Genomic DNA, 24,910 nt, shown 5'->3' with positions numbered 1-24,910 from the left:
CGTGGTCAAAGTTACCTTCATCGAACATGGCGGGCAGGAACACGAGGTTGAGGCCGAGACGGGCCTGACCCTGATGGAGGTGGCGGTCAAGGCCGGCGTGCCCGGCATCGATGCCGATTGCGGTGGCGCCTGCGCCTGCGCGACCTGCCACGTCTATGTCGATCCCGCCTTCAAAGACGTTGTGGGCGAGGCTTCGCCGATGGAGGAGTCGATGCTCGACTTCGCGTCGGAGCGCCAGGACAACTCCCGCCTCTCCTGCCAGATCAGCGTCTCGGAGAAGCTCGAGGGCCTCAAGGTGAAAGTGCCGGAGTTCCAGGGCTGAGGAACGACCCGACCCCCGAAGACCTCGCCGGAGCCGCAACTGCGGCAGGCGATGCCCGGCCGGAGGTGACGGCTGCCGTCACCCGCGGCGTCTGCCGGGTGATGATCGAGATGGGCTATGCGCCTGTCCTCGAGCTCAGCCTTCCCAATGGTCGCCGCGCCGACGTGACGGCAATCTCGCCGAAAGGCGAGATTGTGATGGTCGAAGTGAAGTCCTGCCGCGCAGACTTCGACGTCGACAGCAAATGGCCAGAGTACAAGGAGTACTGCGACCGCTTCTATTTCGGCGTGGCCGAGGATTTCCCGAGGGACCTCCTGCCCGAAGATGAGGGTCTCATTATCGCCGATGCCTTTGGCGGGGCCGTCGTCCGGGAGTCCGAGACCGCATCCCTCGCCGGCGCCCGACGCAAGACCGCTCTCATCCGCATTGCGCGGCATGCGGCTTTCCGTTCGCTCGGCTGAAGCATTCTCCAAAAAGGTGCGGCGGCGCTGTGGGGGTCAGCGCCGCCGCGTGTCCAAAGGCCGATCGCGTGTGCCTTGGATTCCGGCAGCGATGGTGGGTGGGGGAAGCGCTGCCTCACTAGTTAAATAGCAATTATCGAGTTCGCGTAAAGCGGGTTTTTTTTCCTACTGTTCCTCCATAACGCGAACGAGATCTTGTTGCAGCGCAGAATGAGTGGCGTGAATTCTTGAGGAACCCGCCTGGTTCAGGCGCATAGGGTGATCTTCGAGACAATGCCCTCCGCCTGTGAAACCCCAGACCTCCATGCCTGCTGCGACACCGGCTTCCACCCCGAAAGGGCTGTCTTCGATCACGATGCACGAATCGGGCGCCACGCCCAGCCGTTCTGCGGCATGGAGAAAGATGTCCGGCGCCGGCTTTCCATGGTCCACGAACTCCGCCGAATAGACATGCGGCAGGACATAGGGCCCGAAGCCATAGCGCTCGATCTTGCTGTCGAGATAGACCTGTTTGGATGACGACGCGACGGCCAGCGGTATGCCAAGCTCCGAGACCAGCTTGACCGTCTCCAGCGCACCGGGCACCGCTTTCATCTTGTGTCGGTTGGCCCTGCGCGCCTCGATCAGGCCTTCGTAGAGCGCTTCTTTTTCGGCTTCGCGCGGCTCCCGCCCCAGGACCGCCGCAAAGCCTTCCATCAGGCCCTTGCGGAAGAGGTCGTCGCGTTTGCCCGTGAACAAACGAATGAGGTCCTCGGGGCTCCAGGAGAACCCGTTGGACCTCAGGAACTCGGCGCTGTCTTCCAGCCCGACGATTTCGCTGTCGACGAGGACGCCGTCGCAATCAAAAAGGACGGCGCCGATCGCCATGGTGTCACCTCTGCCTCAGCCGCTCGGGGTCGAGGCAGAGCTGTCCGCCTCTTACGCCCCCACGCTAGCGAGGTAGGCGAGAAGAAGCAGTGCGACAATGTTGGTGATCTTGATCATCGGGTTCACCGCAGGACCTGCGGTGTCCTTGTACGGATCACCCACCGTATCGCCAGTCACCGCGGCCTTGTGGGCTTCGGAGCCCTTGCCGCCGTGGTGGCCGTCTTCGATGTATTTCTTGGCGTTGTCCCAAGCGCCGCCGCCCGCCGTCATCGACAGCGCGAGGAAGAGGCCCGTGATGATGACGCCCATCAGCATCGCGCCAACGGCTGCCAGTGCCTGTGCCGTTCCCGCGACCATCCCGACGAGGATGTAGAGGACGATGGGCCCGAGGATCGGCAGCAGCGAGGGGACGATCATCTCCTTGATCGCCGCCCCCGTCAGCAGGTTCACCGCGCGGCCGTAGTCCGGCTTCTCGGTGCGGTCCATGATGCCCGGCTTCTCCTTGAACTGACGACGCACCTCCTCGACGATGGCCGAGGCCGCCCGCCCCACCGCCTGCATGGCGAGGGAGCCGAACAGGAACGGCAGCAGCCCGCCAAAGAACAGACCGACGATGACATAGGGGTTGATGAGCGAGTAATCGACCACCATCCCGTCGAAGAACGGATAGGTCTCGGGCTTCGAGGCGAAATAGCGGAGGTCCTCCGCATACGCTGCGAAGAGCACGAGCGCGCCAAGGCCCGCTGAGCCGATGGCGTAGCCCTTGGTCACGGCCTTGGTGGTGTTGCCCACCGCGTCGAGCGCGTCCGTCGTGTCCCGGACAGAGCCGTCGAGTTCTGCCATTTCCGCGATGCCGCCGGCATTGTCCGTCACCGGACCGAAGGCGTCGAGGGCAACGACCATGCCTGCCAGCGCCAGCATCGTGGTGACCGCAATGCCGATACCGTAGAGCCCTGCGAGGTTGAAGGCGATGATGATGCCGACGATGATGATGATCGCCGGAAGCGCCGTCGCCTCCATCGAGACCGCGAGACCCTGGATGACGTTCGTTCCGTGTCCGGATTCCGAAGCCTTGGCCACCGACTTCACCGGGCGGAAACCAGTACCGGTATAGTACTCGGTGACCCAGACGATCGCGTATGTCACGGCGAGGCCGAGAAGGCCGCAGAGGAACAGGCTCATGCCGGTGAAGGTCCTGACTTCCTCGCTTCCGGCACTGACGAAGGTGAACTCCTGGCCGAAGGGAACGACCCATCCGGTGACGGCAGCCAGAGCCCCGATCGACAGGAGACCGGTGACAAACAGGCCCTTGTAAAGAGCGCCCATCACATTGGTCGAACCCTTGCCGAGCTTGACGAAATAGGTGCCCGCAATCGAGGTCAGGATGCACGCCCCGCCGATGGCCAGCGGGTAGAGCATGAAGCGCTGCACTTCGGTCAGCATGCCCTCGTCCACGGGCGCTGCGCCTGCGAACAGGATCGAGGCGAGAACCATGGTGGCCGCGATGGTCACGACATAGGTCTCGAACAGGTCCGCCGCCATGCCCGCGCAGTCGCCGACATTGTCCCCGACGTTATCGGCAATGGTCGCCGCGTTGCGGGGGTCATCCTCCGGGATGCCTGCTTCCACCTTGCCCACGAGGTCGCCGCCGACATCCGCACCCTTGGTGAAGATGCCGCCGCCGAGGCGCGCGAAGACCGAGATCAGCGAAGCGCCGAGGCTGAGCGAGACGAGGCCGTTGACCACGTCACGGCTTCCCTCGCCAAGGCCCACCGGGCCCGTCAACAGCCAGAAATAGACCGCAAGGCCGAGAAGCGCGAGGCCCGCGACGAGCATCCCCGTCACCGCGCCGGCCTTGAAGGCGATATCGAGGCCTTCCTGCAGCCCTTTGCGCGAGGCTTCCGTTGTCCGCACATTGGCGCGCACCGAAATCAGCATGCCGATGAAGCCTGCCGCGCCGGAGAGCACCGCGCCGAGCACGAAGCCCACCGCGCCAATCCATCCAAAGGCGAAGAGAAGAATGACGGCGACGATGACGCCGACAATGGTGATCGTTGTGTATTGCCGCGTGAGATAGGCGGATGCGCCTTCCTGGATCGCGCTTGCGATCTCCTGCATCCGTTCATTGCCCGCGGGCGCCGCCATCACCTGCCTGGTGGTGACGATGCCATAGGCCACGGCAACCAACCCCGCCAAAATGACGAGCATCAGCGAAAAGGTCATGAGAACTCCCTCAAACTGCCACAGGCGCAGGAAGCGCCGGGAATCGCGAGAACCCTAGACAGGGCCGCTTCTCTAAATCAATCGTAAGCAGCGGTAGAATAATGTGACTGCATCACATGAAGTGTGTTCTCGCCTAGTCTTTCGCAGGCGCAGCAAACCCTTCGCAACTGCAGCATGAGCATTTTCCTGCTGCAGCCGAACGTTATCCTGCAACGCCCCGGAGGGCTGTCACGAGAAGCTGTAATCACTTCAACACCCTATTCCTCGTCTTCGGCCGCCTCCGGATCATATCGCTCGAACCACGCCATGATGGCCTCTGTCTTGGCGATCAGGTGGCTCGGCCGGGCCGCGATGTAGTGGCTTGCGCCGGGCACATGGACAAGCAGCGTGTCCACCCCGCGCAGTTTGAGGGCGGTGTAGAACTGCTCCGCCTCCCACATCGGCGTGCGCCAGTCCTCCGTACCCACCATCAGCATGGTAGGCGTCGTCACGTTACCGACCTTCGACAGCGGCGAGAGCTCCCAGTAGAGCTCCTGGTTCTCCCACGGATAGTCCCGCAGCCAGTCCATCACCGCAAAAGCTGCAAGGTCGGCCGTCAGCGATTCCGACGTCCAGTTGATGACCGGCTTGATCGATGCCGCCGCGGCAAACTTGTCCGTGTTACCTACAATCCAGGCTGTCAGCACGCCGCCGCCAGACCCGCCAGTGACGAAGAGACGGTCCTCCGAGACATAACCCTCGTCCACCAGATGGTCCGTCACGCTCATCAGGTCGTCATAGTCCTCGCCGGGATAGGCGAGGTCGATTTCCTGCGCGAATTCCTCGCCATAGCCGGTCGAGCCGCGCGGATTGGTCCACACGGTGACATAGCCCTCGGCCGCATAGCGCTGCACCTCTGCCGAGAAGTGTGGGCCATACATCGCATACGGACCACCGTGAATCTCGAGGATCATCGGATAGCTTCCGTCTTTCTCATAGCCCGGAGGGAACGCCACCCACGCATCAATGTCGTAGTCACCGACGCTCGAAGGGACCTTCATCTTTTCGACCCGCGCCAGCGTGACATCGCCGAGCGCATCGTCGTTGAGGCTGGTCAGTGTCCGTGTCCCGCGTCGCGTGAGGACCGCCAGTTCCGCAGGCAGCACGCCGTTTCTCTGGGTGAACGCCACCCGTGCATTATCGGAGACAGAGAACGACCCGCCGCCATAGGGCCGCCCGGTTCCCGCGCTACCGACCTCATCGGTCAGCGTCCGGACATTGCCATTCACGCCGAACTCCACGAGCCGCAACAGCCCCTCATCCTCGACGAGGCCCAGCACGGCATTGCCATTCGGATGCCAGGCGATCTGCACCGGCGAGCGGTCATACTCCTCGGTCAGGTTGCGGCTCTCTCCGCTATCGACATCCCAGATCACAAGATCCGTCTGCTGATGCACCTCTTCGCCATTGGGCTGCATCAGGTAGGCTACCCGGCTGCCCCGCGGCCCCAGCGTCGGGGAGAACGCAGCGCTCCCCTCCTCCGTCAGCGCCTCGGCGGATCCATCCTCCAGCGAGATCCGGTAGAGCCGGTTCTCCTGCGGCTGCAGGTCCCGCTTCTCATCCTCATTGCCGGACACGATCAGCGTCTTTTCGTCCAGCCAGACAGGGCTGCTTGTCCCGCCTTCAAGGCTCGACACCTGGCGCGGCGTCCCGCCATCCGTAGGCAGAACGAACACCTGATACTCGCCCGGCTCGAGATAGCCCTGCCCGTCGCCGCGGAAGCGGAGCTTGTCGTAGACCCGGATCGGCTCGGCCCACTCCGCACCCTCGGGCTTCGGCGGCAGGGAGATCAGCGGCTCGGGCTTCTCCGGCACGAACATCGAGAAGGCGACCCGATCCCCGTCAGGCGACCAGACCGGCGGCGAGGTCCCTTCCTGCAGCTTGGCCAGAGAGAATGTCCGCCCGGTCTCGAGGTCATGAACCTTGAGGTCCGGCTTGCCCTCGCGGCTCGACAGGAACGCGATCCGTTCGCCGTCCGGCGACCATCGCGGCGCGCTCCCCGCGCTATCGCCATCGAGCAGCGGATAGTGCCGGTCCTCATCGAGATCATAGACCCAAAGCGCACTTGCCAGCCGGTCCTTCTCGATATCCATCGAGCGGCGGACATAGACGATGCTCTCGCCGTCGGGCGCAATCTGCGGGTCGTTCGCGACTTCGATCTCGAACACCTTCGCGGCCGTGAACCGCTTCACATCTTCATGGTCGTCAGCCAGCGCCAATGCCGGGGCCAAAACCACAAGGCCAAGGATAGCGTGCTTCATCTCGGACTCCCTCACCACTTGATCGCCCGGACCATAGGGCGCGCGCAGCGAGACGGAACCACGCTCTGCAGTTGCATCGCTGGACGCGCGCCGCGCCTTAAGTCTACGCCCCGCGAAAACCTCAGGAGGAAGCACCATGAAAACCCGCGCAGCCGTCGCCTTCGAAGCCGGAAAGCCGCTGGAGATCGTGGAGGTCGACCTCGAAGGCCCCAAAGCCGGCGAAGTCCTCGTCGAGATCAAGGCCACTGGCGTCTGCCACACCGACGCGTACACCCTGTCAGGCGCCGACCCCGAAGGCGCCTTCCCCGCGATCCTCGGCCATGAAGGCGCAGGGATCGTGCAGGAGGTCGGCCCCGGCGTCACCTCGCTCAAGCCCGGCGATCACGTCATTCCTCTTTACACGCCTGAATGCCGCGAGTGCGACTACTGCCTTCATCCGAAGACGAACCTTTGCCAGGCCATCCGCTCGACCCAAGGGCAAGGCGTCATGCCCGACGGCACCTCGCGTTTCTCCTACAAGGGGAGCAAGCTCCTCCACTATATGGGCACCTCGACCTTCTCGAATTACACCGTGCTCCCTGAAATCGCGCTCGCGAAAGTCCGGCAGGACGCGCCCTTCGACAAGATCTGCTATATCGGCTGCGGCGTCACCACAGGTATTGGCGCCGTGATGTTCACCGCCAAGGTCGAGCCGAACTCCACCGCCGTTGTCTTCGGCCTAGGCGGTATCGGCCTCAACGTGATCCAGGGCCTCAAACTCGTCGGTGCACGCCAGATCGTCGGCGTCGACATCAACGAAGACAAGAAATCCATGGCCGAACAATTCGGCATGACCCACTTCGTCAACCCAAACGATCATAAGGACTTGGTCGGCCACCTCGTCGAACTCACCGGCGGCGGCACGGACTACTCCTTCGAATGCATCGGCAAGGTCGAGGTCATGCGCCAGGCCCTCGAATGCTGCCACAAGGGCTGGGGCGAAAGCGTCATCATCGGCGTCGCAGGCGCAGGCGAAGAGATCAGCACCCGCCCCTTCCAACTCGTCACCGGCCGCGTCTGGAAAGGCTCAGCCTTCGGCGGCGCAAGGGGGCGTACGGACGTTCCCAAGATCGTCGACATGTACATGGAAGGCCGCATCGACATCGACAGCCTCATCACCCACAAAATGCCGCTCGAGAAGATCAACGATGCGTTTGACCTGATGCATGGAGGCAAGAGCATTCGCAGTGTGGTGGAGTTTTAGGTGAGCAGGCTCAATCCCATCATCCTTGGTGAGATCCAAAGGCTTCGAGACGACTTGGCCAGCCAGCACGGGCTGGAAGCAAGCCTTGAGTTCTCGGACGGCGAAATGCTGCTGTCTGGGGATCGATCGGCGTTGCTCCATGTGGCTGTGCGGATCCTTCAGCTCGTCGAGAACGGCGTCGGTGGAAGTCATTTCACCATAGATAAGGCCGAAATCGCTCCGGATTCGACGACAAGCCTGACGATCGCAGTAAATTCGCCGTAGCAGGCGGAACGCGGCAGCGATCCGCCTACCCCCTATCCAGCCACCGAAGGCGGATCGTCTCCGACGTTCCGCTCTACGCTGTCATTCCGGGGCTGGCGCAGCCAGCGCCCGGAACCCAAACAGCGCCCGCCAAGGGTCCCGGGTCCGGTCTTCGAGCGTCCCGGGATGACTGCACCACCACACCACACCCGAGAACCCGCACGGCCCTTGCAACCCACCCCAAACCGGCACAGGTCTTTAACAAAGCCCGGATAAACCAACCCCGTGCCCACCTACGACGTCATCATCAACGCCACCGGCATCGACCTTCCTTCGGTCGACGACCCGATCATCGGCTTCACGACCTCGCGCCGGATCAAGGCACCGGACGAGCAGGAAGCCATCAAGGCGGCCAAGACGGCGATTGCCATTGAGTGGCGGGACGGCGGCTACCAGGCCCGCAACCGGGCCAGCGCCCCCCATGTCGATATCGAGGGCATCGTCCCGCTATCCCTTTGGAAGCGGCTGACGACCAAGGCGCCGAAGCGCGGCTTCACCTTCTACACGCTGCCTGAGTGATCGCGGCAAATCAGCTTTCAGTCGCCAGCGTCTCATTCCTGACATGAACGCAGCCCATGTTCTTCGCGTTAGGAGGCCATGATGACCACCACCAGACGCATCATCTTCACGACCCGCGGCATCCCCACATCGGACGGGGCCGGGGTGAAGCTGACCCGGATGCTGGGCACGCAGCAGCTGCCCGACCTCGACCCGTTCCTGATGCTGGACCATTTCCGCTCAGGGAACGCCGACGACTATATCGCAGGCTTCCCGGACCACCCGCACCGGGGCTTCGAGACGGTCACGATCATGAAGGAAGGCCGGATGCGCCACCGCGACAGCCGCGGCAACGAAGGCGTCGTCGCGCCCGGCGGCATCCAGTGGATGACCACGGGCCGCGGCCTCATCCACTCCGAAATGCCCGAGCAGGCCGAAGGCAGGATGTCCGGGTTCCAGCTCTGGGTGAACCTGCCCGCGAGCAAGGAGATGATCGAACCCGAATGGCACGACCATCCGGCGGAGACCGTGCCCGTCGAAAAACGCGAAGGCGGTACTGTTCGCGTTCTCGCCGGCTCGACCAAGGAAGGCAGGCAAGGTCCCGGCCGCTCTGCGGGAGACACCGACATCCGCCTTCTCGACGTGAAGCTCGAGCCCGGCGCCACCTTCGAGGAGCGCCTGCCTGAGGAGCACAACGCCTTCCTCGCGGTCTATGGCGGCAGCGTCACCGGCCTTGCCGAGGGCGAACCCCAGCCTGAAGTCAGTGACCCGGCCATCGCAGTCCTTTCCCAGGGCGAGGAAGTCCGCGTGCAGGCGGGTCCTGACGGTGCGGAATTCCTCCTCGTCGCTGGCCGTCCAATCCGCGAACCCATCGCCCGCCATGGCCCCTTCGTGATGAACAGCCAGCATGAGCTGCGCCAGGCCTTCGAGGATTTCCAGAATGGCAGGCTAGGCTGACAGCGCTTGACCCCGGCGGGCTGTGACGCGACCAAGGGCGCGCCAGCAGCCATCCGGAGCACGCGCGGGATGAAGACCGTCCAGACGATCAAGAGCCACGGTGGCCAGGTCCGGGTCATCGAGCATGACAGCGAGACCCTTGGCGTTCCCATGCAGTTCGCCGCCTATCTCCCTCCGCAGGCGGAGAAAGGACCGGTTCCGTGTCTCTGGTATCTCTCCGGCCTTACCTGCACCTGGGCAAATGTCATGGAAAAAGGCGAGATCACCCGCGCAGCCGCGGGCCACGGCTTCGCCATCGTCGCCCCGGACACCTCTCCGCGGGGCGAAGGGGTCCCCGATGACGAGGGCTATGACCTCGGTCAGGGCGCAGGCTTCTACCTGACAGCGACCCAAGCTCCGTGGTCGAAGCATTACCGCATGGACAGCTATATCACGGACGAACTGCAGACGCTCGTCACCGACAGCTTCCCGGTCGCAGAAGCACGGCAGGGCATTTTCGGCCACTCCATGGGCGGGCACGGCGCCCTTACCCTGCACCTCAAGAACCCCGACCTCTACAAGACCTGCTCCGCCTTCGCCCCGATCTCCGCGCCCAGTCAGTGTCCTTGGGGGGAGAAGGCTTTTACCGCCTATCTTGGCAGCGACCGGGCCAGATGGGCTGACTACGACGCCGCAATCCTCGTCGGACGCCAGCCATCTCAGGCACACATCCTCATCGATCAGGGGACGGACGACCAGTTCCTGGCCGAACAGCTCCTTCATGGCATCTTCGAAGATGCGGCCCGCACCGCCGGGCAGGCCTATACCCTCCGGCGGCAACCGGGCTATGACCACAGCTATTACTTCATCTCGACGTTCATGGACGACCATGTCCGTCATCACCGGCAAGAGCTCTTTGCGTGACCACGATTGCTGACAAATTCCGCCTCCCCTGCGGCACGACGCTGAAGAACCGCCTCGCCAAGGCGGCCATGACCGAACAGCTCGCGAACAGCGACCTGATGCCCAACGAACGGCATTTCCGACTTTACGAGCGCTGGTCGAGGGGCGGGGCCGGTCTCATCATCACGGGCAACGTCCAGGTCGACCGCAAGCATCTCGAGCACCCAGGCAACATCGTCATCGACAGGAAGCCCGGCGGGCCGTCCATGGACCTCTTCCGCCGCTTCGCCCGGTCGGCGCAGCAGGACGGCGCCCGCGCGATCATGCAGCTCAGCCACGCAGGCCGCCAGACGCCGATCCTCGTCAACACCCGGCCCCTGGCCCCTTCCGCGGTGAAGGTCGATCTTCCCGGCAACAATTTCGGTGAGCCGCGCTCGATGACCTCGGCCCAGATCGACACGGTCATCGGCCAGTTTGTCCAGGCCGCCCATGTCGCTTCGGAGGCAGGCTTCTCCGGCGTGCAGGTCCATTCCGCCCACGGTTACCTTCTCTCCAGCTTCCTCAGCCCCCTGACGAACCACCGCGCCGACCGCTATGGCGGCAGGCTCGAAAACCGCGCCAAGGTGCTGATGACCATCGTCGACCGAATCCGCGCGGAGCTTCCCGAGGACTTCATCCTCTCGGTCAAGCTCAATTCCTCGGATTTCCAGAAAGGTGGCCTGACCACGGAGGACAGCCTCCAGGTCGCCGAATGGCTCGAGGATTCCGGCGTCGACCTCCTCGAAATCTCCGGCGGCAGCTACGAGCAGCCGGCCATGATGGACATGGAAGGCATGGAGAAGCGCTACGAGGAAAAGAAAGCCGAAAGCACCAAAAAGCGCGAAGCCTACTTCCTCGAATTCGCTGAAGCCGTCCGTGCACGCACGAACATGCCGCTCATGGTCACCGGCGGTTTCCGCAGCCGGCAGGGGATGAACGAAGCCCTCGAAAGCGGCGCCTGCGACATCATCGGGATTGCACGGCCGCTCTGCGTCAAACCGGAGTTTCCCAACCAGCTTTTAAGCGGTGAAGTCGACGCGGTGAAGTCCTATGAGAAGAACCTCCGAATTGGACCTGGCATTTTAGGACCGCACTCACCGCTCAAGATCATGAAGACCCTCAACGGCTTCGCGGTCATGGCCTTCTTTTACGAAAACATTGCGCGCATCGCCGACGGGAAAGAGCCTGTCGAGAACATGAACATCCTCGCTGCTTTCATCCGTGGGCAGAAAGCCATGGCGAAGAAAGCGCGCGCCCTGAAATGACGGACGATACGCACGTGAACCTACCTGACTCCAACGGCCCCCTCATTCTGCAGGGCGGCGAGATTGTCGAAACGCCCGCAGAGGCCGCCGACCGCCTGATCGAACTCTACGAGCAGCAGGTCGGCATCATCAAGGACCGCTTCGAGAAGTTCGCAGACGGATCACTCGATCCGCAGGACGACCTCCACGGCGTCTACCCGGCCCTCACCGTCGCCATCCCGGCTGAGCAGGCAACGATGACCTCGAGCCTCGCTCTCGGCCGCATCGCGTCGCGCCACCTGTTCGGCACCACGGTGACCCAGCCTGCGCTGTTCCGGCAGTATTTCATGCGCCAGCTCGACAAGATCCAGAAGCGCTTCTCCGCCACGATCAAGGTCGGCCTGTCGAACCGTCCGATCCCGCTCTCCTTCGCGCTCGAAGCCGCCACGGCCACCCTGACGACGGAGCAGCGCAACCAGATCCAGAACTTCTTCTTCACGCCGAACCTCGTCTCCACCAATGACGACATCGTCGACGGCAAGCAGATCCTGAACCGCAGCGGCCCATCGCCCCTTGCGCTCTTCACCGCGGAACGGGTGGACTACTCCCTGAACCGCATCCGCCACTATTCTGCGACGAGTCCGGAGCACTTCCAGCCTTATATACTGTTCACGAACTACCAGCGCTATGTCGATGAGTTCGTCGAATGGGGGCTCGAAGAGGTGAAAGCCGGCAGGGCCGAGCGTCTGGTCGAGCCCGGTGACCGGATCACCAAGGCCGACGGCAAGCCTTCCCGTGATCCGCTGGAAAAAGCCCCGCAGATGCCGAGCTATCACCTCGTGCGGAAGGGCAATCGCGGTGTCACCCTCGTCAATATCGGCGTCGGTCCGTCCAACGCCAAGACGATCACGGACCATCTCGCCGTCCTTCGTCCCCATGTCTGGCTGATGATCGGCCATTGCGGCGGCCTGCGCCGGACGCAGCAGCTTGGCGACTACGTCCTCGCCCACGCCTACCTGCGGGAAGATCACGTCCTTGACCACGCCCTGCCCCCGGCCGTCCCACTGCCAACGATCGCCGAGGTGCAGCTCGCCCTCACCGCCGCTGTCGAGCAAGAGACCGGTTTCTCGGGGCGGGAGCTCAAGCGGCACCTCCGTACAGGGACGGTCGTGACCACTGACGACAGGAACTGGGAGCTCCGCTTCGAGGACCTCGCGGTGACCCTCAACCAGTCCCGTGCCATCGCTATCGACATGGAGAGCGCCACCGTCGCCGCAGCGGGCTACCGCTACCGCGTCCCCTACGGCACGCTACTCTGCGTTTCGGACAGGCCGCTTCACGGGGAGATCAAGCTCCCCGGCATGGCCAACGCCTTCTACCAGGAGCGCGTCGGCCAGCACCTCAAGATCGGTCTACGGACGTTGGAGCTCCTCCGCTCCGAGGCGGATGCAGGCTCGCTCCATTCGCGCAAGCTCAGGAGCTTCGACGAGCCTCTTTTCCGCTAACTGCGGAAAATCCGCACACCCGCGCTCTTCCCGGCTATGTTCTCTGTCTGGGGAGGAGTGCCCATGGCCAATTGCGAGCATGCAGCATCCGTCACATATCTCGTGCCTCGCGAGGAGGAGAAAGAAGGCGCGGTCTGCGCCGATTGCATCGCGATGGGCGGGCAATGGGTGCACCTGAGGAAGTGCCTCCACTGCGGACAGGTCGGCTGTTGCGACAGCTCCCCCAACCGGCACGCGCGCAAGCACGCCGCTGCCCACAGCCACCCGGTCATCTGCTCCATGGAGCCGAAGGAAATCTGGTCCTACTGCTTCGAAGATGAGGTTGCCCTGAAAATTCCCCGCGACCGGGGCCGCTAGATCGCAGGCAACAAAAAAAGCGGCCCTCGGGCCGCCTCGTCGTTCTCCCTGGGGTGGGGGAGGAAAATGGAGCGGGCGATGCGCGCCAAATGAGAAAAATAATCCAATAATATCAATATGTTATAAATTCTGCTCTTCCAAATTATGGCCCAAAATCTGATAAAATTATGGCCCAAATCACGATCGCAAAATCGTTCGAAGCGGCGTTGTGATTCGAATGCCTGCCCGGAAAACGAAACGCAAGGCAGTCGGCTGCCTCAATGACGATCATTTTGCAACGCTTCGCACGTTAGGCGTCTTAACGCTTAGCTCCTTCCCCTCACGATCAACGCCACCTGAGTCTCCCTCCGCCTCAATATCTCTTCCCATCAGTCAGGTGGGCGGACGGTGCGTCTGCCAGAGCGCGGTCGCCGCGCAAGGGGGCGGGACTTCGTCATCTCTGATCGTCTTTAGGCGTCATACCTACAGCTTCCCCTTGCGCGCCGCCCTATCACGCTCTGGCTGAGCACCTCCTCGCCGCCCACCCGACTGTCGGGAAAAGAACGCGGGCGGGGAAGGAGACTGACATGACTGACCAACTCGCAACCCACGCGCATGCGGCAACGCCCGCACCCGCGCCAGCAGAGAGACCGCGCATCTATGTGGCCTGCCTTGCGGCCTACAATTCGGGTTGCCTGCATGGGCGATGGATTGATGCCACCACCCCTAACGAGATTGGGGAACAGGTGCGCGCCATGCTGGCGGCATCGCCGGAGCCGGACGCGGAAGAATGGGCGATCCACGATTATGAGGGCTTCGAGGGGGCGAACCTGTCCGAATACGCCTCATTCGAGACGGTGTGCGAGCTTGCGGATTTCATCGAGGAACATGGCGAGCTTGGCGGCAAGGTCTTGAGCCATTTCGGCGACGACCTCGCCGAAGCGCGCGCCGCCTTCGACGAATACGCAGGCGAATATCGCAGCGCCGCAGACTTTGCCGAGCAGCTGCACGAGGACACCGGCACCGAGATTCCGGACTCGCTTCGCTACTACATCGACTGGCAGGCCCTCGCCCGCGACATGGCGCTTAATGGCGAGATCATGGTCTTCCAGACGGGCTTCGATGAAGTCCACATTTTCTGGTCACGATAGCGGAGGGCTTGGACATGACTCCCGAAACCACCCGCTATCGCTTCACTTTGGAAGAACTGCAGCAGGCTGACGACTGGTCGGAAGGCTTCTGCTTGGCCTGCCGCGCCCCGCGCGGATGCTGCGAACCCGATGCGAGCGCCTACCGTTGCGACGAATGCGGCGAACATGCCGTCTACGGCCCGCACTGGATCGCGATTGCCGGACTCTTCAAGGAGGGCGCGGCATGACGTTCACGCAGCGCTTCCAGACCTTCGTTTGCGAGGGCGACAGCATCACCTGCGGGGTTGCAGGCTTCGAGATCACCGCGCGGATTGTGCGCGATGATTGCCCCGATGCACCGGATGAGCGTCAGGACGGATTCTGGCCTTCGCTCTACAAGGACGCGCCGGGGTTCATTGGTCCCGGCCCAAACCATCGCCAGCGCTTCGCCGAGGCGCAGGCCAAGGCCGAAGCCGTCATGGCCGCATGGCGCAAGGACGAATGGTTCTATTGCGGGATTGTTCTGTCGGTCGCGCTGGAGGGCGTCACGCTGGACACCCATGCCGCCAGCCTTTGGGGCATCGAGGCGAACTATCCGGGCAGCGACAACGCTTATCTGACCGATGTCGCGAAGGAACTTCTGCCCGAAGCCTTGGACGCAGGGTTCGCCGCCGCCCGCCGCCTTTGTGCGGCGCTGGATACCAGCGGGGCGCGCGCCTGACGGCGCGCCCCCAATCTCAAAGCCAATCAAGAAGGAGCCAGATCATGGCCCAGCCCATTCTTAAAACCATCCCGCTCGACCAGCTGAAAATCTCTAAACTCAACATGCGCCACAGCCGCAAGAAGCCGGATGTGTCCGACATCCTGCCATCGATCCGCGAGAGCGGCATTCGCCAGACTTTGCTCGTTCGTAAAGAGGGCGATCATTATGGCGTCGTCGCCGGACGGCGGCGCTTCTTTGCCTTGAAAGAGATCGAGAAGGAGACCGGCGAGACCCCGCATGTCCCATGCGCGATCATGACCGAGGAAGACGCCGCCAGCGCCATTGCTGCGTCGGTCATCGAGAATGTCGGACGCCTGCCAGCGTCGGAAATGGAGCAGTACACCGCCTTCAAACGCCTGCACGATGAAGGCCGCAGCGTGGACGAGATCGCCGCCTTCTTTGGCGTCACGGAGCTTCTGGTGCGCCGTGTTCTGGCGCTCGCCTCTTTGTCCGAACCTATCCGCAAGCTCTACGCCGAGGACGAGATCGACCGCGAGACGATCCGCGCCCTGACGCTCGCCACAGAGGACCGGCAAGGCGAGTGGCTGCGGCTCTACGAAAGCGAAGACGATCGCGCCCCGCGTGGCCGGAACTGCAAGGCATGGATCACCGGCGGGGCGATTATCACCACCGACAAGGCGCTGTTCGACATTGCAGACTATGACGGCCAGATCACTGCAGACCTGTTCGGACAACATGGCGTGTTCGCCGATCCCGACGCCTTCTGGAAGGCGCAGTCCGCCGCCGTGGCGCAGCGCATTGAGGCTTACATTGCAGACGGTTGGAAGGACGTTGTCTGCCTTGAACGCGGGGCGTTCTTCCATCGCTGGGACCATCAGACCCGCACGAAGAAACAAGGCGGCAAGGTCTATGTCGAGCTTCGCCATGACGGCACTGTGACCTTCCATGAGGGCTATATCTCACAGGCCGAGGCGCGGCGGCAGGAGAAGGCAAAGACCGGTGATGGCGACGGCCCCGCCGCTCCCGTGAAACCGGAGATGTCCGGCCCACTCGCGGAATACATTCTTCTGCATCGCCATGGCGCGGCGCAGGCGAGCCTTGTCGCGCAGCCCGCCATTGCCCTTCGCCTGATGGTCGCCCACGCGATGACCGGCAGCGCCCTTTGGCAAGTCCGCGCCCATGAATGCCGTTCCCGCAAGGAGGACACATGCGCCAGCCTTGAGACATCGAAAGCCGCCGCACAAATGGAAGAAGAAGGCACCCGCATTGCCTCCCTGTTCAAGGCGCTGGGCGTGAACGGCGAGGCGCGGCGCAACGGTGACGCTTACCGGCTTTGCGAAGTCTTCGCCGCGCTTCTTGCCATGTCGGACGAGGAAGTCATGGAGGTTCTGGCTTTCACCATGGCGCAGACGCTGGAGGCAGGTGGGCCGGTTGTCGAAGCCGTTCTGCATGTCTGCGAGACGAATTTGTCAGCCTGTTGGAAGCCGGAACCGGCCTTTTTCGACCTGCTCCGCGACAAGCGGGCCATCAATGCCATGGTCGCTGATATTGGATCGAAATCGCTTGCGGAAAGCTGCGCGAGCGACACCGCCAAAATCCAGAAACAGATCATCGGCAACCGGATCATGGGTCATGGATGTGAACCAAATCTCGACTGGCGGCCCGCATGGATGCATGTGCCGCCAACCCGCCTTCTCGAGGGTGCAGGCTCACCGCCTGCAGACGCATGGGCGCGGATTACGGGCCTGTTCAAGGGGCACAAAGACATTGAGTCAGCCGACGCCGAAACCTTCGATCAGCCACACGCCGCCTGACCTATCAGTCTCCTTGTCAGGCGGATGACGGAGCCGCCCGGTGACAGTCGCCGGGCGGTTTTCCGCGCACTGATGGATGCAGTCTGGGCGCAGGCAAGGGGTTCATTGATTGAACCGCGCCGGAAAAAAATCGCCCGTCTTTGGGTATCGCTGGGCCTTCCGAAAGGTAGGCCAGCGTTGGTCCATCCGTTTCCGAATGATGCGCTCAGATCCCCTTGTTCCCGTCTCTTGCCGTGTGACCTGGACGACGCCTGTCGGGCCTTGAAACCGGCTATTCAAGAAAACTTCCCCGCCACTTTGCGGCTCCTCGCGGATCAAGTTTTCTTGCCTGTCCGGTGCTCCACTTCGTTTCGCCCGCAAGCGGTTCAGGCCCGCCCCGCGCCGTCCGAGCGGTCCGGCGTCGACGGGGACAAGGGGTCTCCGAAGACAACATGGAAACGAAAGGAACCACACCATGGCCAACGCACTCGGATATGTCAGCGAAACCAAGACCGGCTTCGAAGGCGCTCTTGCAATGATGAACCTCGCCGCTGCAATCCGCATCGAGAAGAACGCGGAGAAGTCAGCCGACGGACAGCCCGATTACCGCATCTTCGCCGGAGAAACCTCGACAGAAATCGGCGGTGGCTGGCTTCGCAAAGCCAAAGCCTCGGGTCGCGAATATGTCTCCATCACGCTCGCAGACCCCCAGATCGGCCCGCGCAAGATCTACGCAAACCTCGCCCCCGTGAAAGGCAAGAAAGGCCGCCATGTGATCCTCTGGAACCCTCGAGATTAGGGGGGGCATCCATCGCAATCGAGCCGCTCTGGAGATCATCTCCGGGGCGGTTCTTGCGTTCGCCTTCATGCCATTCGCGTCGCTCGCGCGACGCGTGTTGGCACGAATTTTGCTCTTATGGATTGAAAAGGTTGGGGATTTTCAGCGTTTGAATGCAGACGAATACGCCTATCTCAAGAACGTAACGCTGGGCAGCTGGGCCTGGGAATTCGCCCGCCGCTGGCCCCAATATGAAGACGCGCATGCCGACCATCGCGACGGCGCCCTGACGCGGACCAAACAGTCCTGCGGCATGGAAATCCTGGAACTGTCGAGGCCGGAGCCTGATGCGGCGCGATTCGGGCTCTCCTTCTTCGTCAGCCCGCGTCGCACCTGTCTTGATGCGCCGATTTTCTGGACGGAAGAGGCCAATCACCGCGTCACCACGGTGGATGTTCGAGCGGTTGAGCGAAGCCTTACGGACCGATGTCTCGAAGGCTTGTTCAACCTCTCGCGACTGACCTGTCGCAGGTCCCTGTTCATCGATCATGATGGTGCGCAGCACCTTCGGATCGTCTATTGCAAACGCTCGATCCAGCTGCGCTGCGAGGGCGACAGCCTGCTTCTGGGCGATGTCGATCTACGCTTCATGCTGCGGTTTTTCGGGCCGGTTGATGCAAAGATCGAGACACTACGCAGACTGAAAATGGTCTATGACGGCTTCCTTCCCGAGCAGCCCGCAGGCCCGCAATGGACCAGCACTGCGCTTGGCTTGCGCGACGCGCTGATCGCCCTCGATGTCCACCTTGAAGGCGGCTCACACCGCGATGCGGCGATCGTCATCTATGGCGAAACAGACGGGATTGAGCGTTACAAATCGCCGGACGAGAGCGTGAGAAACCGTATGCGCAGACTGCGCAAGAAAGGCCTCGCCCTGATGCAAGGCGGCTATCTTGATCTGATGAATCCGGCGCGATCCGGAGGGGGATCGCTGATCCCTGCAGGCTAAACGATCCCCCTGAATTCTTGCGATTTGTGCTGACCTTGCCCCGGTCACGAAAGGACCGGAAAGGACAGAGCACAATGACAAACACCCATGAAAATGGCGGACGCAAGAGCCCGTTTCTGAGAGCGCAGGAAGCCGCCGACTATCTCGGGCTGACCCGATCCACCCTTGAACATTATCGCTGGATCGGGGGCGGCCCCAGCTACCGCAAACATGGCGGTCTCGTCTTCTATCACATCGATGATCTCATCGAATGGTCCGAACGCAGAAAGTTCAAGGACAGCGCGACACGGGTGCGTCCGTGAAGCGCAGAATAGCTCTCATTCTATCAGGTATTGCCATAGTCCTGATGGGCTCAGCGAGCGTGATTTCCGATCAGAACCGACTGATCTGGAACCGCACGGAGAGCGCGCCTGTCGGCCTCTACTGGCGGAGCGACGGCCCTCTCACCCTGAACGGGTGGGCCGTCGTCTCTGCCAGATCAGAGGCTGCGAAGTGGGCTTCAGCGCACGGATTTACAGGGGCTGACTGGCCCCTGATCAAATTGATCAGAGGGCTTCCCGGCGATGAAATTTGCCGCGAAAATGAGGCGGTATCGATCAATCAAAACCTCGTCGCCGAGGCGCTCATACAGGCCTCCAGCGGCCTTGATCTTCCCCGCTGGCAAGGTTGCTACGTACTTCAGGAAGGCGAGGTTTTCCTCCTGAATGAACATCCGCAATCCCTCGATGGGCGGTATTTCGGGGTCATGAAGGAAAGTGATCTTGATGGCGTGGCGATCCTCTTGTGGAGGTTGCGATGACCGGCGATCTCGCAAGCGCTTGCAAGTGCTGGCAAGGATTTGGAAAGCGGACCCGGAGGGCAAGATTAAAGGGTTGGCGCCCTCGGCCCCTGAACCCCTTGTCTGCACATCACTTTTTTGGCGTCTCTTGCAAGACCTTGTGGCGCCCTCTTTGTGAGAATTCGCCTTGGAAACAGGTGCTTATGAGGGCGCCAGCGGCGGCTACCTTATGAGCGGGGAGGATAAGTTCACCCCGCGACTTGGCAGGCCTCGCGATGTCGGCGCTGCGGGCGGCAGGCGATTCAAATCGCAGGTCACCCGCGCCGCAAAACGCCTCTCTTCCAGCACCGGCAAGACAGCATTCAGCGGGGCGCAGATCGCCCGTGGCAGCGGTGCGGGACGGGCGAGTCAGTTTCGTCAGTCGCCGTACCCGACATTCCGCATGCGACGCGTCGTGGTGAAGGTGCAAATCGCGCGCGCCGCCCGAGGCCTTGGCCCCGCCGCGTTCCGGGCGCATCTTCGATACATCCAGCGGGACGGTGTGGACCGAGACGGTGAAGGCGGTGAACTCTATGGCAGAGACGCAGACAGAATGGACGGGTCCCCGTTCGAGGAGCGCAGCGCCGGTGACCGCCATCAGTTTCGCTTCATCGTCTCGCCCGAGGACGCCTCAGACCTCAGCGATCAGAGAGAGACGGTGCGTGCCCTTATGGCCCAGGCTGAAAAGGATCTCGGCACAAGGCTCGACTGGGTCGCCGTCGATCACCACAATACTGGCCACCCCCACACCCATATCGTCCTGCGCGGCAAGGATCAGCTGGGACGCGATCTCATCATCGCCCGGGACTATCTGACCGGAGGCCTGCGAGAGCGCGCCAGCGCGATTGTGACGGATGAACTGGGGCCCCGACGCGAGCTTGAGATTGCCAGGGCCCAGGAACGCGATGTGACAGCGGGCAGGATGACGCAGCTCGATGCGAAAATCGAACAGCTGGCGCGGGGCGGTGACCTGACGCGCCCGGAGGGGATGTCGAAGCTGAGCCGGTTTGACCGTACACTGATCCAGAGGCGGCTGGAACACTTGCGAGGGATGGGACTTGCATCCGCCCGTAGCGATAAAACGTGGGCGCTTGAAGACGGTTGGAAGGAGCGACTGCAAACCATTGGCCGCGAAGGCGACCGCATCCGTGAAATCGCCGCCGCCTGCAAGACAGGCGATGGCCTTTCCGGCAGGGTCTATGATCCGACCCATGAGAATGCGCCCGCGATCATCTGTCGTGTCGTGACCGACGGCCCGGAAGATGAGCTGCGCAATCGCCGCTATCTCATCGTCGAAGCCCTCGATGGGGAGCGCTGGCATGTCGGCCTTGGTGAAACCCTGCCGGGCGCGGTGCCGCCGATAGATGCGGTGGTGAAAATTTCGCCTGCAGCCAGAAGCCCGCGTGCGTCAGATAAAACCATTGCCCGTATCGCCGCTTTGAATGGTGGCCTTTACTCAGACAGCTTGCACGAGGCCTTCGACCCCGCTTCACGGGCCGACTATCGCCTGGCCCATATTCGCCGTCTCGAAGCCCTGCGGCGGGCAGGTTTTGTCACCCGTGACAGCGACGGGCGCTTTGCCGTCGGTACGGACTATCTGGCCAAGGCGGCACGGTTCGAAACGGCCCGCACAGGTGGTGTGCGGGTTGAGGTGAAATCCTGGCTCTCTGTCGAGGCGCAGATCACGCGGCGGGCACCTGTCTGGTTGGACGGCGCTGAACGCGAGAGTTTGACGGGCAAAGGATTTGGTCAGCAAACCGCCTCAGCGCTGAGCGCAAGGCGCGCCTTTCTGGAGCGTGAAGGCTGGCTTGGGGAGGACGGCCAATTGAAGCCCGGCATGAGGGACCAACTCGCCGCCGAGGAACTAAAATCTGCCGCCGATAGAATTCAAGGCAAAGGCGCGTTCCTGAAACTGGAAGACGGCATGTCAATCAGCGGGGTCTATGAGCGCCCGGTGGACCTAGCCCAGGGCCGGTTCGCACTCGTGACACGATCAAAGGAGTTTACGCTCGTCCCCTGGCGGCCGGAATTGGAACGCTATCGCGGCGCGGAGATTAGCGTGAAAGCTCGCACGGGCGGCATCGACTGGAGCGTGGGAAGAAGCAAAGGGATTGGGCGGTGACTCGGGCTTGGTGTGAGGACACCGTCAGATGACTATGCGGAGCCGTTCCCTAACAAACGGCTTATTCGACTTTCTTGTCTATGAAGCCGAGCGTTGCCGCGTTCTCCAGAAGTGTTCGGACCTTGGCGCGATCAAGACCGCTTGGCGCTTCCGCATCGATCTCCAGTTTCAGGCTGACCTCTGCACCGGGAAGCGTGGTGAGTTGCTCAACGATCGCTTCGACGATCTGGTGAATCTCTTTCGCCGGTCTGTCAGCGGAAATCATGACCGTCCCCTGAAAGCGGGTGGGCATCCGTTCTTCGTCAACAACACCGCCTGAGCCGGATGCACCGCCGGAGCTTGTTGTCGCGCCTCCAGTTCCGGTGGCTTCAGGTTGCGTGCTTTTTGGCTCTTGCTCCGGCGGTCTTTGGGCCTCTGCGATTTCAGGTTTAATGATGACAGCGTCACTGTCGATCACGACCTGCGTGCTGGCGGCGCCCGATATCGCCAGCCCCAGATAGGTCTGCTTGGTCTCATCCCAACGATCTGCGTAGGCAAATGGACCCGGCAACATCCCGCCAACCGCTGACCGCACCGTATTGATCAGGACCGATCGGTTCTTCACGCGAGGAAGATAGGTGTATCGATTGAGATACTCCCAAAGGTCTTTCAGGTGGAGGTGCGGCTTGCCGTTCCAGATGTACTTCTGGAGTTCGCGGTCGAGTCGTGCCGGTCCCAGTTCTGGCAACAATCCTTCATCGCTCACGAGCTTCTTGCTGGCGCGTGAAAGAAGTCCGTCCTGGGCGGGGACCTTCGAGGATGTCCATTCCACATCCGACTGCGCGGATTCCTGAACGGGATAGACTAAGTAACACCACGCTTCCTTCAGGCGCGTCTTCAGGGTTTCTGTGGCTTCGGAGAGCTTCGCCTTGGCCAGCGCAACATCGCTCTGCTTCAGGTCAAGGCGATCCGTCTGTCCGACAATCTCACCCCAGGCCAGTGCCGAGCGTTGCGCCGCTTTCAGATTATCCAGCTGCCTTTGTTCTGCGGCGAGAAACACCAGCATGTTGCGGTAGACACGCGGCGTCGAGCCGCGCTGCATCAGAATGTCTTTCGCCTCTGTCAGGGCGGGCGAGCCCTCGCGCCCGCTATGGGGATGGGCGACGCCAAGGATAACGGCGCGCACACCGCCCGGTTCATCTGGCACGTCCGATGAACTGCCCGGCGCGACCTGTACGGCATCGAAATGTCCCCGGTCAGCGAGGCCGTTGATATAGGTCGAAAGTGCCTTGTCGATCTCCATCAGAACCAGCGCTTCCTCAAACTGACCGGCGCGATCGGCAGCAATCCGGTTGAGGCTGGCGGACATAGAGTACCAGTAGCGACCAAGATCGCTGTGCATGAACTTGGCCTGATTGGTCAGACGGCGGAGCGCATCCCCAAAGATGGCCGGGCGTTCGCCGGGTTGAACGACGCCGAGATTGATCTGCTTGTCATCCAGACCGCGGTTTTCCTGCCCGTGCGTTGGCGCAGTGGCCATGAACACGGCTCGGGCGACGCGTCGCGTCGCCGAATAGCGGTTCAGTCCGGGGGCGGACTGGTCAACCTTGTAGGGTGTCGAGGTTACGCCATCCACGTCGCCAGCAATGATCGACTGCCAGCTGGCGTCGAGATAGTGCAGCAATTCAGGCTCAACCCGCGCGGAGCTGATCGCGACGCTGCCCGGCATGATCATCACTGATGGATCGCCGCCCATCCAGAGTTCATGGATGACCTGCGCCATCAGGCGGAGGACGCCGCGCGTGCGCTGGAATTTTTCGAGCGAGCCCCAGCTCGTATAAAGCTGATCGAACAGTTCCGGGTGGATCGGGTAGGCCTTTTCGAGCTTGCGCCGGTAATCCTCGTCAGAACAGCCCTGCGGGAAGTCGTTCGCGTTTTCTCGGTAGAGTTTGACGAACTGCTTCAGCGTATTGTCCCGGTGCATATACTTGTCGCCAGGTATCTCCTTGAAGAGACGTCGCCGAACGATTTCATAGCTCTCCTCCTGACTGGCCGGGCGCCAGGAGGATTCCACCCGGCTGAAGGTCTGCTTCAGGCGGGCGAGCGCTTCCTGTCCCCCTTCACCGCCCACCTCGATCTGTGAGGCGGGCAGCGACGCGACCAGCAAGGTGCCGGGGCTGGCTTTCACCGCTTCTGTGAGGGCCTGAACGAAGGAGAGGTTCGCATCGAATGAGCCTGATGGCAGTCCTTCGACCTTGTAGATTTGGCGCAGATACGCGACCCATTCGTCGATCAGGATCAGCGCCGGCGAAAACGCCTTGAACAAGGCTTCGAGCAGGTTCGATCCGGGCGCGATGCCATTGGCGTCATTCTCGGCGAGCATTTCAAAACCGGCCACGCCGCCAAGCTGCCAGGCAAGCTCGCCCCAAGTTGTGCGGATGGTCTTGCCATCTTCGAGTTTGATCACATCCTGCGGGCCCCGTGATGTGCCCACCAGCACAGCGCGGTTGATTGTCTTCGGCACGCTGAGGTCATGGCGGGAGAGAAGCTGATCAAGCCCCGGAAGATCCTGCACTACGGTACCGCTCGCCATGTGATAGAGCGCGAGCATGGAGTGGGTCTTGCCGCCGCCGAAATTGGTCTGCAACTCAACCACCGGGTCGCCGCCACTGCCGTTCAGGCGCTTCGCTGCGCCGACCAGGAGATTGCTCAGCCCCTCGGTCAGATAGGTGCGTGCGAAGAACTCGGTCGGGTTCTTGTACTCTGACGGCGCGCTACCATTGTGCACCTTGGCGAGGTCAGCCGCGAATTCGGCCTGCTGGAATTCGCCCGTGGCGACATCCTGATGCGGCTCGACCACATCGCGCCAGGGCAGAAGGCCGGCCACCGTTTCAACGGAAATATCCGTGCGCTGCGTTTTGCGGCGTTCCTCATTGCGGGCGAGCTCGGCATATTTGACGCGCAGCACCGTGTCGCGCGCATGGCCGATCTTCTCGGCGATCTCCTTCGCGCTGACGGCTTCCAGAAGGCGGCGCATCGTGTCGAGCGCGCGTTCGGCATCGTCATAGGTGAAGGTCTCGTTGTGAGAGAGCCTGTTGCGCACCTCCAAGAGTTCCGAGACATAGGAGCGTTCCTGATGCCCCAGCACGGTGCCAAACGCCTCCTTCCAGAGAAACATCATCGTCTTCAAGAGGCCCTGCTGGTCCCAGTTGATACCGCCATCGGAGGTGGCCCGCAGGCCCTGCACCCGCTCCATCAGCTCCACCTGCCAATGGCCTTTCAGCGAGCTTTCCAGCCGCTTTTCCACGAACGGGATCAGTCCCTCGGGGAGCATCTCCATGCCTTCAAAGACATGCTGACGTGTACTCTTCGCCATCT

General features: G+C 62.2%; 23 protein-coding genes. 19 read left to right on the top strand and 4 right to left on the bottom strand.

All coding sequences use genetic code 11. From position 1 onward, the window contains the following. Position 1: 1 nt before the first annotated feature. Together IE053_RS00930 and IE053_RS00925 are read left to right on the top strand one after the other, a co-directional pair. Positions 2 to 322 carry a 2Fe-2S iron-sulfur cluster-binding protein gene (locus IE053_RS00930; RefSeq protein WP_189570566.1) on the top strand — a complete coding sequence of 107 codons (321 nt, stop codon included), beginning with the start codon at positions 2 to 4 and terminating at the stop codon, positions 320 to 322. Between the two features lie 65 nt (positions 323 to 387). Then, positions 388 to 783 carry an MmcB family DNA repair protein gene (locus tag IE053_RS00925; protein WP_229786003.1) on the top strand — a complete coding sequence of 132 codons (396 nt, stop codon included), beginning with the start codon at positions 388 to 390 and terminating at the stop codon, positions 781 to 783. Between the two features lie 165 nt (positions 784 to 948). On the opposite strand, the gene IE053_RS00920 is transcribed toward IE053_RS00925, so the two are convergent. The 3 genes from IE053_RS00920 to IE053_RS00910 all read right to left on the bottom strand — a co-directional run bounded on the left by IE053_RS00920 (position 949) and on the right by IE053_RS00910 (position 6,173). Further along, positions 949 to 1,650 (bottom strand): HAD family hydrolase, encoded by a 702-nt coding sequence (locus IE053_RS00920; RefSeq protein ID WP_189570564.1) that lies wholly within the window; start codon positions 1,648 to 1,650, stop codon positions 949 to 951. Between the two features lie 51 nt (positions 1,651 to 1,701). After that, on the bottom strand, positions 1,702 to 3,873 hold the full coding sequence (locus tag IE053_RS00915) for a sodium-translocating pyrophosphatase (protein ID WP_189570562.1): 2,172 nt from the start codon (positions 3,871 to 3,873) through the stop codon (positions 1,702 to 1,704). A gap of 257 nt (positions 3,874 to 4,130) precedes the next feature. Continuing rightward, positions 4,131 to 6,173 (bottom strand): alpha/beta hydrolase family protein, encoded by a 2,043-nt coding sequence (locus IE053_RS00910; RefSeq protein ID WP_189570560.1) that lies wholly within the window; start codon positions 6,171 to 6,173, stop codon positions 4,131 to 4,133. Between the two features lie 136 nt (positions 6,174 to 6,309). Here IE053_RS00910 and IE053_RS00905 point away from each other — a divergent pair, with 136 nt between their 5' ends. The 17 genes from IE053_RS00905 (at position 6,310) to IE053_RS00825 (ending at position 21,553) form a co-directional block, all read left to right on the top strand. Then, positions 6,310 to 7,416, top strand: coding sequence for an S-(hydroxymethyl)glutathione dehydrogenase/class III alcohol dehydrogenase (locus IE053_RS00905; protein ID WP_189570558.1), 1,107 nt, complete (start codon positions 6,310 to 6,312; stop codon positions 7,414 to 7,416). Next, positions 7,417 to 7,680: a hypothetical protein gene (locus IE053_RS00900; protein ID WP_189570555.1), complete on the top strand. Its 264-nt coding sequence runs from the start codon at positions 7,417 to 7,419 to the stop codon at positions 7,678 to 7,680. A gap of 264 nt (positions 7,681 to 7,944) precedes the next feature. Further along, positions 7,945 to 8,238, top strand: a complete 294-nt coding sequence (locus IE053_RS00895) for a hypothetical protein (RefSeq protein ID WP_189570553.1) — start codon at positions 7,945 to 7,947, stop codon at positions 8,236 to 8,238. Between the two features lie 78 nt (positions 8,239 to 8,316). Then, positions 8,317 to 9,174, top strand: a complete 858-nt coding sequence (locus IE053_RS00890; RefSeq protein ID WP_189570551.1) for a pirin family protein — start codon at positions 8,317 to 8,319, stop codon at positions 9,172 to 9,174. A gap of 69 nt (positions 9,175 to 9,243) precedes the next feature. After that, positions 9,244 to 10,077 (top strand): S-formylglutathione hydrolase, encoded by an 834-nt coding sequence (gene fghA, locus IE053_RS00885; RefSeq protein WP_189570550.1) that lies wholly within the window; start codon positions 9,244 to 9,246, stop codon positions 10,075 to 10,077. Continuing rightward, a complete protein-coding gene (locus IE053_RS00880) occupies positions 10,074 to 11,360 on the top strand; it encodes an NADH:flavin oxidoreductase/NADH oxidase family protein (RefSeq protein WP_189570548.1) in 1,287 nt (428 codons plus the stop codon). The genes fghA and IE053_RS00880 overlap by 4 nt, the downstream gene beginning before the upstream one ends. Next, on the top strand, positions 11,357 to 12,844 hold the full coding sequence (locus IE053_RS00875; RefSeq protein ID WP_189570546.1) for an AMP nucleosidase: 1,488 nt from the start codon (positions 11,357 to 11,359) through the stop codon (positions 12,842 to 12,844). The genes IE053_RS00880 and IE053_RS00875 overlap by 4 nt, the downstream gene beginning before the upstream one ends. 63 nt (positions 12,845 to 12,907) lie before the next feature. Then, positions 12,908 to 13,201, top strand: a complete 294-nt coding sequence (locus IE053_RS00870) for a UBP-type zinc finger domain-containing protein (RefSeq protein ID WP_189570544.1) — start codon at positions 12,908 to 12,910, stop codon at positions 13,199 to 13,201. 566 nt (positions 13,202 to 13,767) lie between these two features. Then, positions 13,768 to 14,331, top strand: a complete 564-nt coding sequence (locus tag IE053_RS00865; protein WP_189570542.1) for an antirestriction protein ArdA — start codon at positions 13,768 to 13,770, stop codon at positions 14,329 to 14,331. 14 nt (positions 14,332 to 14,345) lie between these two features. After that, positions 14,346 to 14,558, top strand: coding sequence for a hypothetical protein (locus IE053_RS00860; RefSeq protein WP_189570540.1), 213 nt, complete (start codon positions 14,346 to 14,348; stop codon positions 14,556 to 14,558). Further along, positions 14,555 to 15,031 carry a hypothetical protein gene (locus tag IE053_RS00855; protein ID WP_189570539.1) on the top strand — a complete coding sequence of 159 codons (477 nt, stop codon included), beginning with the start codon at positions 14,555 to 14,557 and terminating at the stop codon, positions 15,029 to 15,031. The genes IE053_RS00860 and IE053_RS00855 overlap by 4 nt, the downstream gene beginning before the upstream one ends. Before the next feature lie 44 nt (positions 15,032 to 15,075). After that, positions 15,076 to 16,848, top strand: coding sequence for a ParB/RepB/Spo0J family partition protein (locus tag IE053_RS00850; RefSeq protein ID WP_189570536.1), 1,773 nt, complete (start codon positions 15,076 to 15,078; stop codon positions 16,846 to 16,848). A 454-nt stretch (positions 16,849 to 17,302) separates the two neighbouring features. Beyond that, complete coding sequence (locus tag IE053_RS00845; RefSeq protein WP_189570534.1) at positions 17,303 to 17,626, top strand: DUF736 domain-containing protein; 324 nt, start codon at positions 17,303 to 17,305, stop codon at positions 17,624 to 17,626. 148 nt (positions 17,627 to 17,774) lie between these two features. Further along, a complete protein-coding gene (locus IE053_RS00840; protein WP_189570533.1) occupies positions 17,775 to 18,614 on the top strand; it encodes a DUF2285 domain-containing protein in 840 nt (279 codons plus the stop codon). A gap of 74 nt (positions 18,615 to 18,688) precedes the next feature. Continuing rightward, on the top strand, positions 18,689 to 18,916 hold the full coding sequence (locus IE053_RS00835) for a helix-turn-helix transcriptional regulator (RefSeq protein WP_013300171.1): 228 nt from the start codon (positions 18,689 to 18,691) through the stop codon (positions 18,914 to 18,916). Beyond that, a complete protein-coding gene (locus IE053_RS00830) occupies positions 18,913 to 19,413 on the top strand; it encodes a S26 family signal peptidase (RefSeq protein ID WP_189570531.1) in 501 nt (166 codons plus the stop codon). Before IE053_RS00835 ends, IE053_RS00830 begins: the two co-directional genes overlap by 4 nt. Positions 19,414 to 19,621: 208 nt before the next feature. After that, a complete protein-coding gene (locus IE053_RS00825; protein ID WP_189570529.1) occupies positions 19,622 to 21,553 on the top strand; it encodes a DUF3363 domain-containing protein in 1,932 nt (643 codons plus the stop codon). A gap of 61 nt (positions 21,554 to 21,614) precedes the next feature. On the opposite strand, the gene IE053_RS00820 is transcribed toward IE053_RS00825, so the two are convergent. Further along, positions 21,615 to 24,908 carry a DUF499 family protein gene (locus IE053_RS00820; protein WP_189570527.1) on the bottom strand — a complete coding sequence of 1,098 codons (3,294 nt, stop codon included), beginning with the start codon at positions 24,906 to 24,908 and terminating at the stop codon, positions 21,615 to 21,617. Between the last annotated feature and the right edge of the window lie 2 nt (positions 24,909 to 24,910).

Origin of the sequence: Parvularcula lutaonensis (assembly GCF_014651915.1) — a bacterium.
Taxonomy (GTDB): Bacteria; Pseudomonadota; Alphaproteobacteria; order Caulobacterales; family Parvularculaceae; genus Parvularcula; species Parvularcula lutaonensis.
This window is presented reverse-complemented; position numbering and strand designations above follow the sequence as displayed.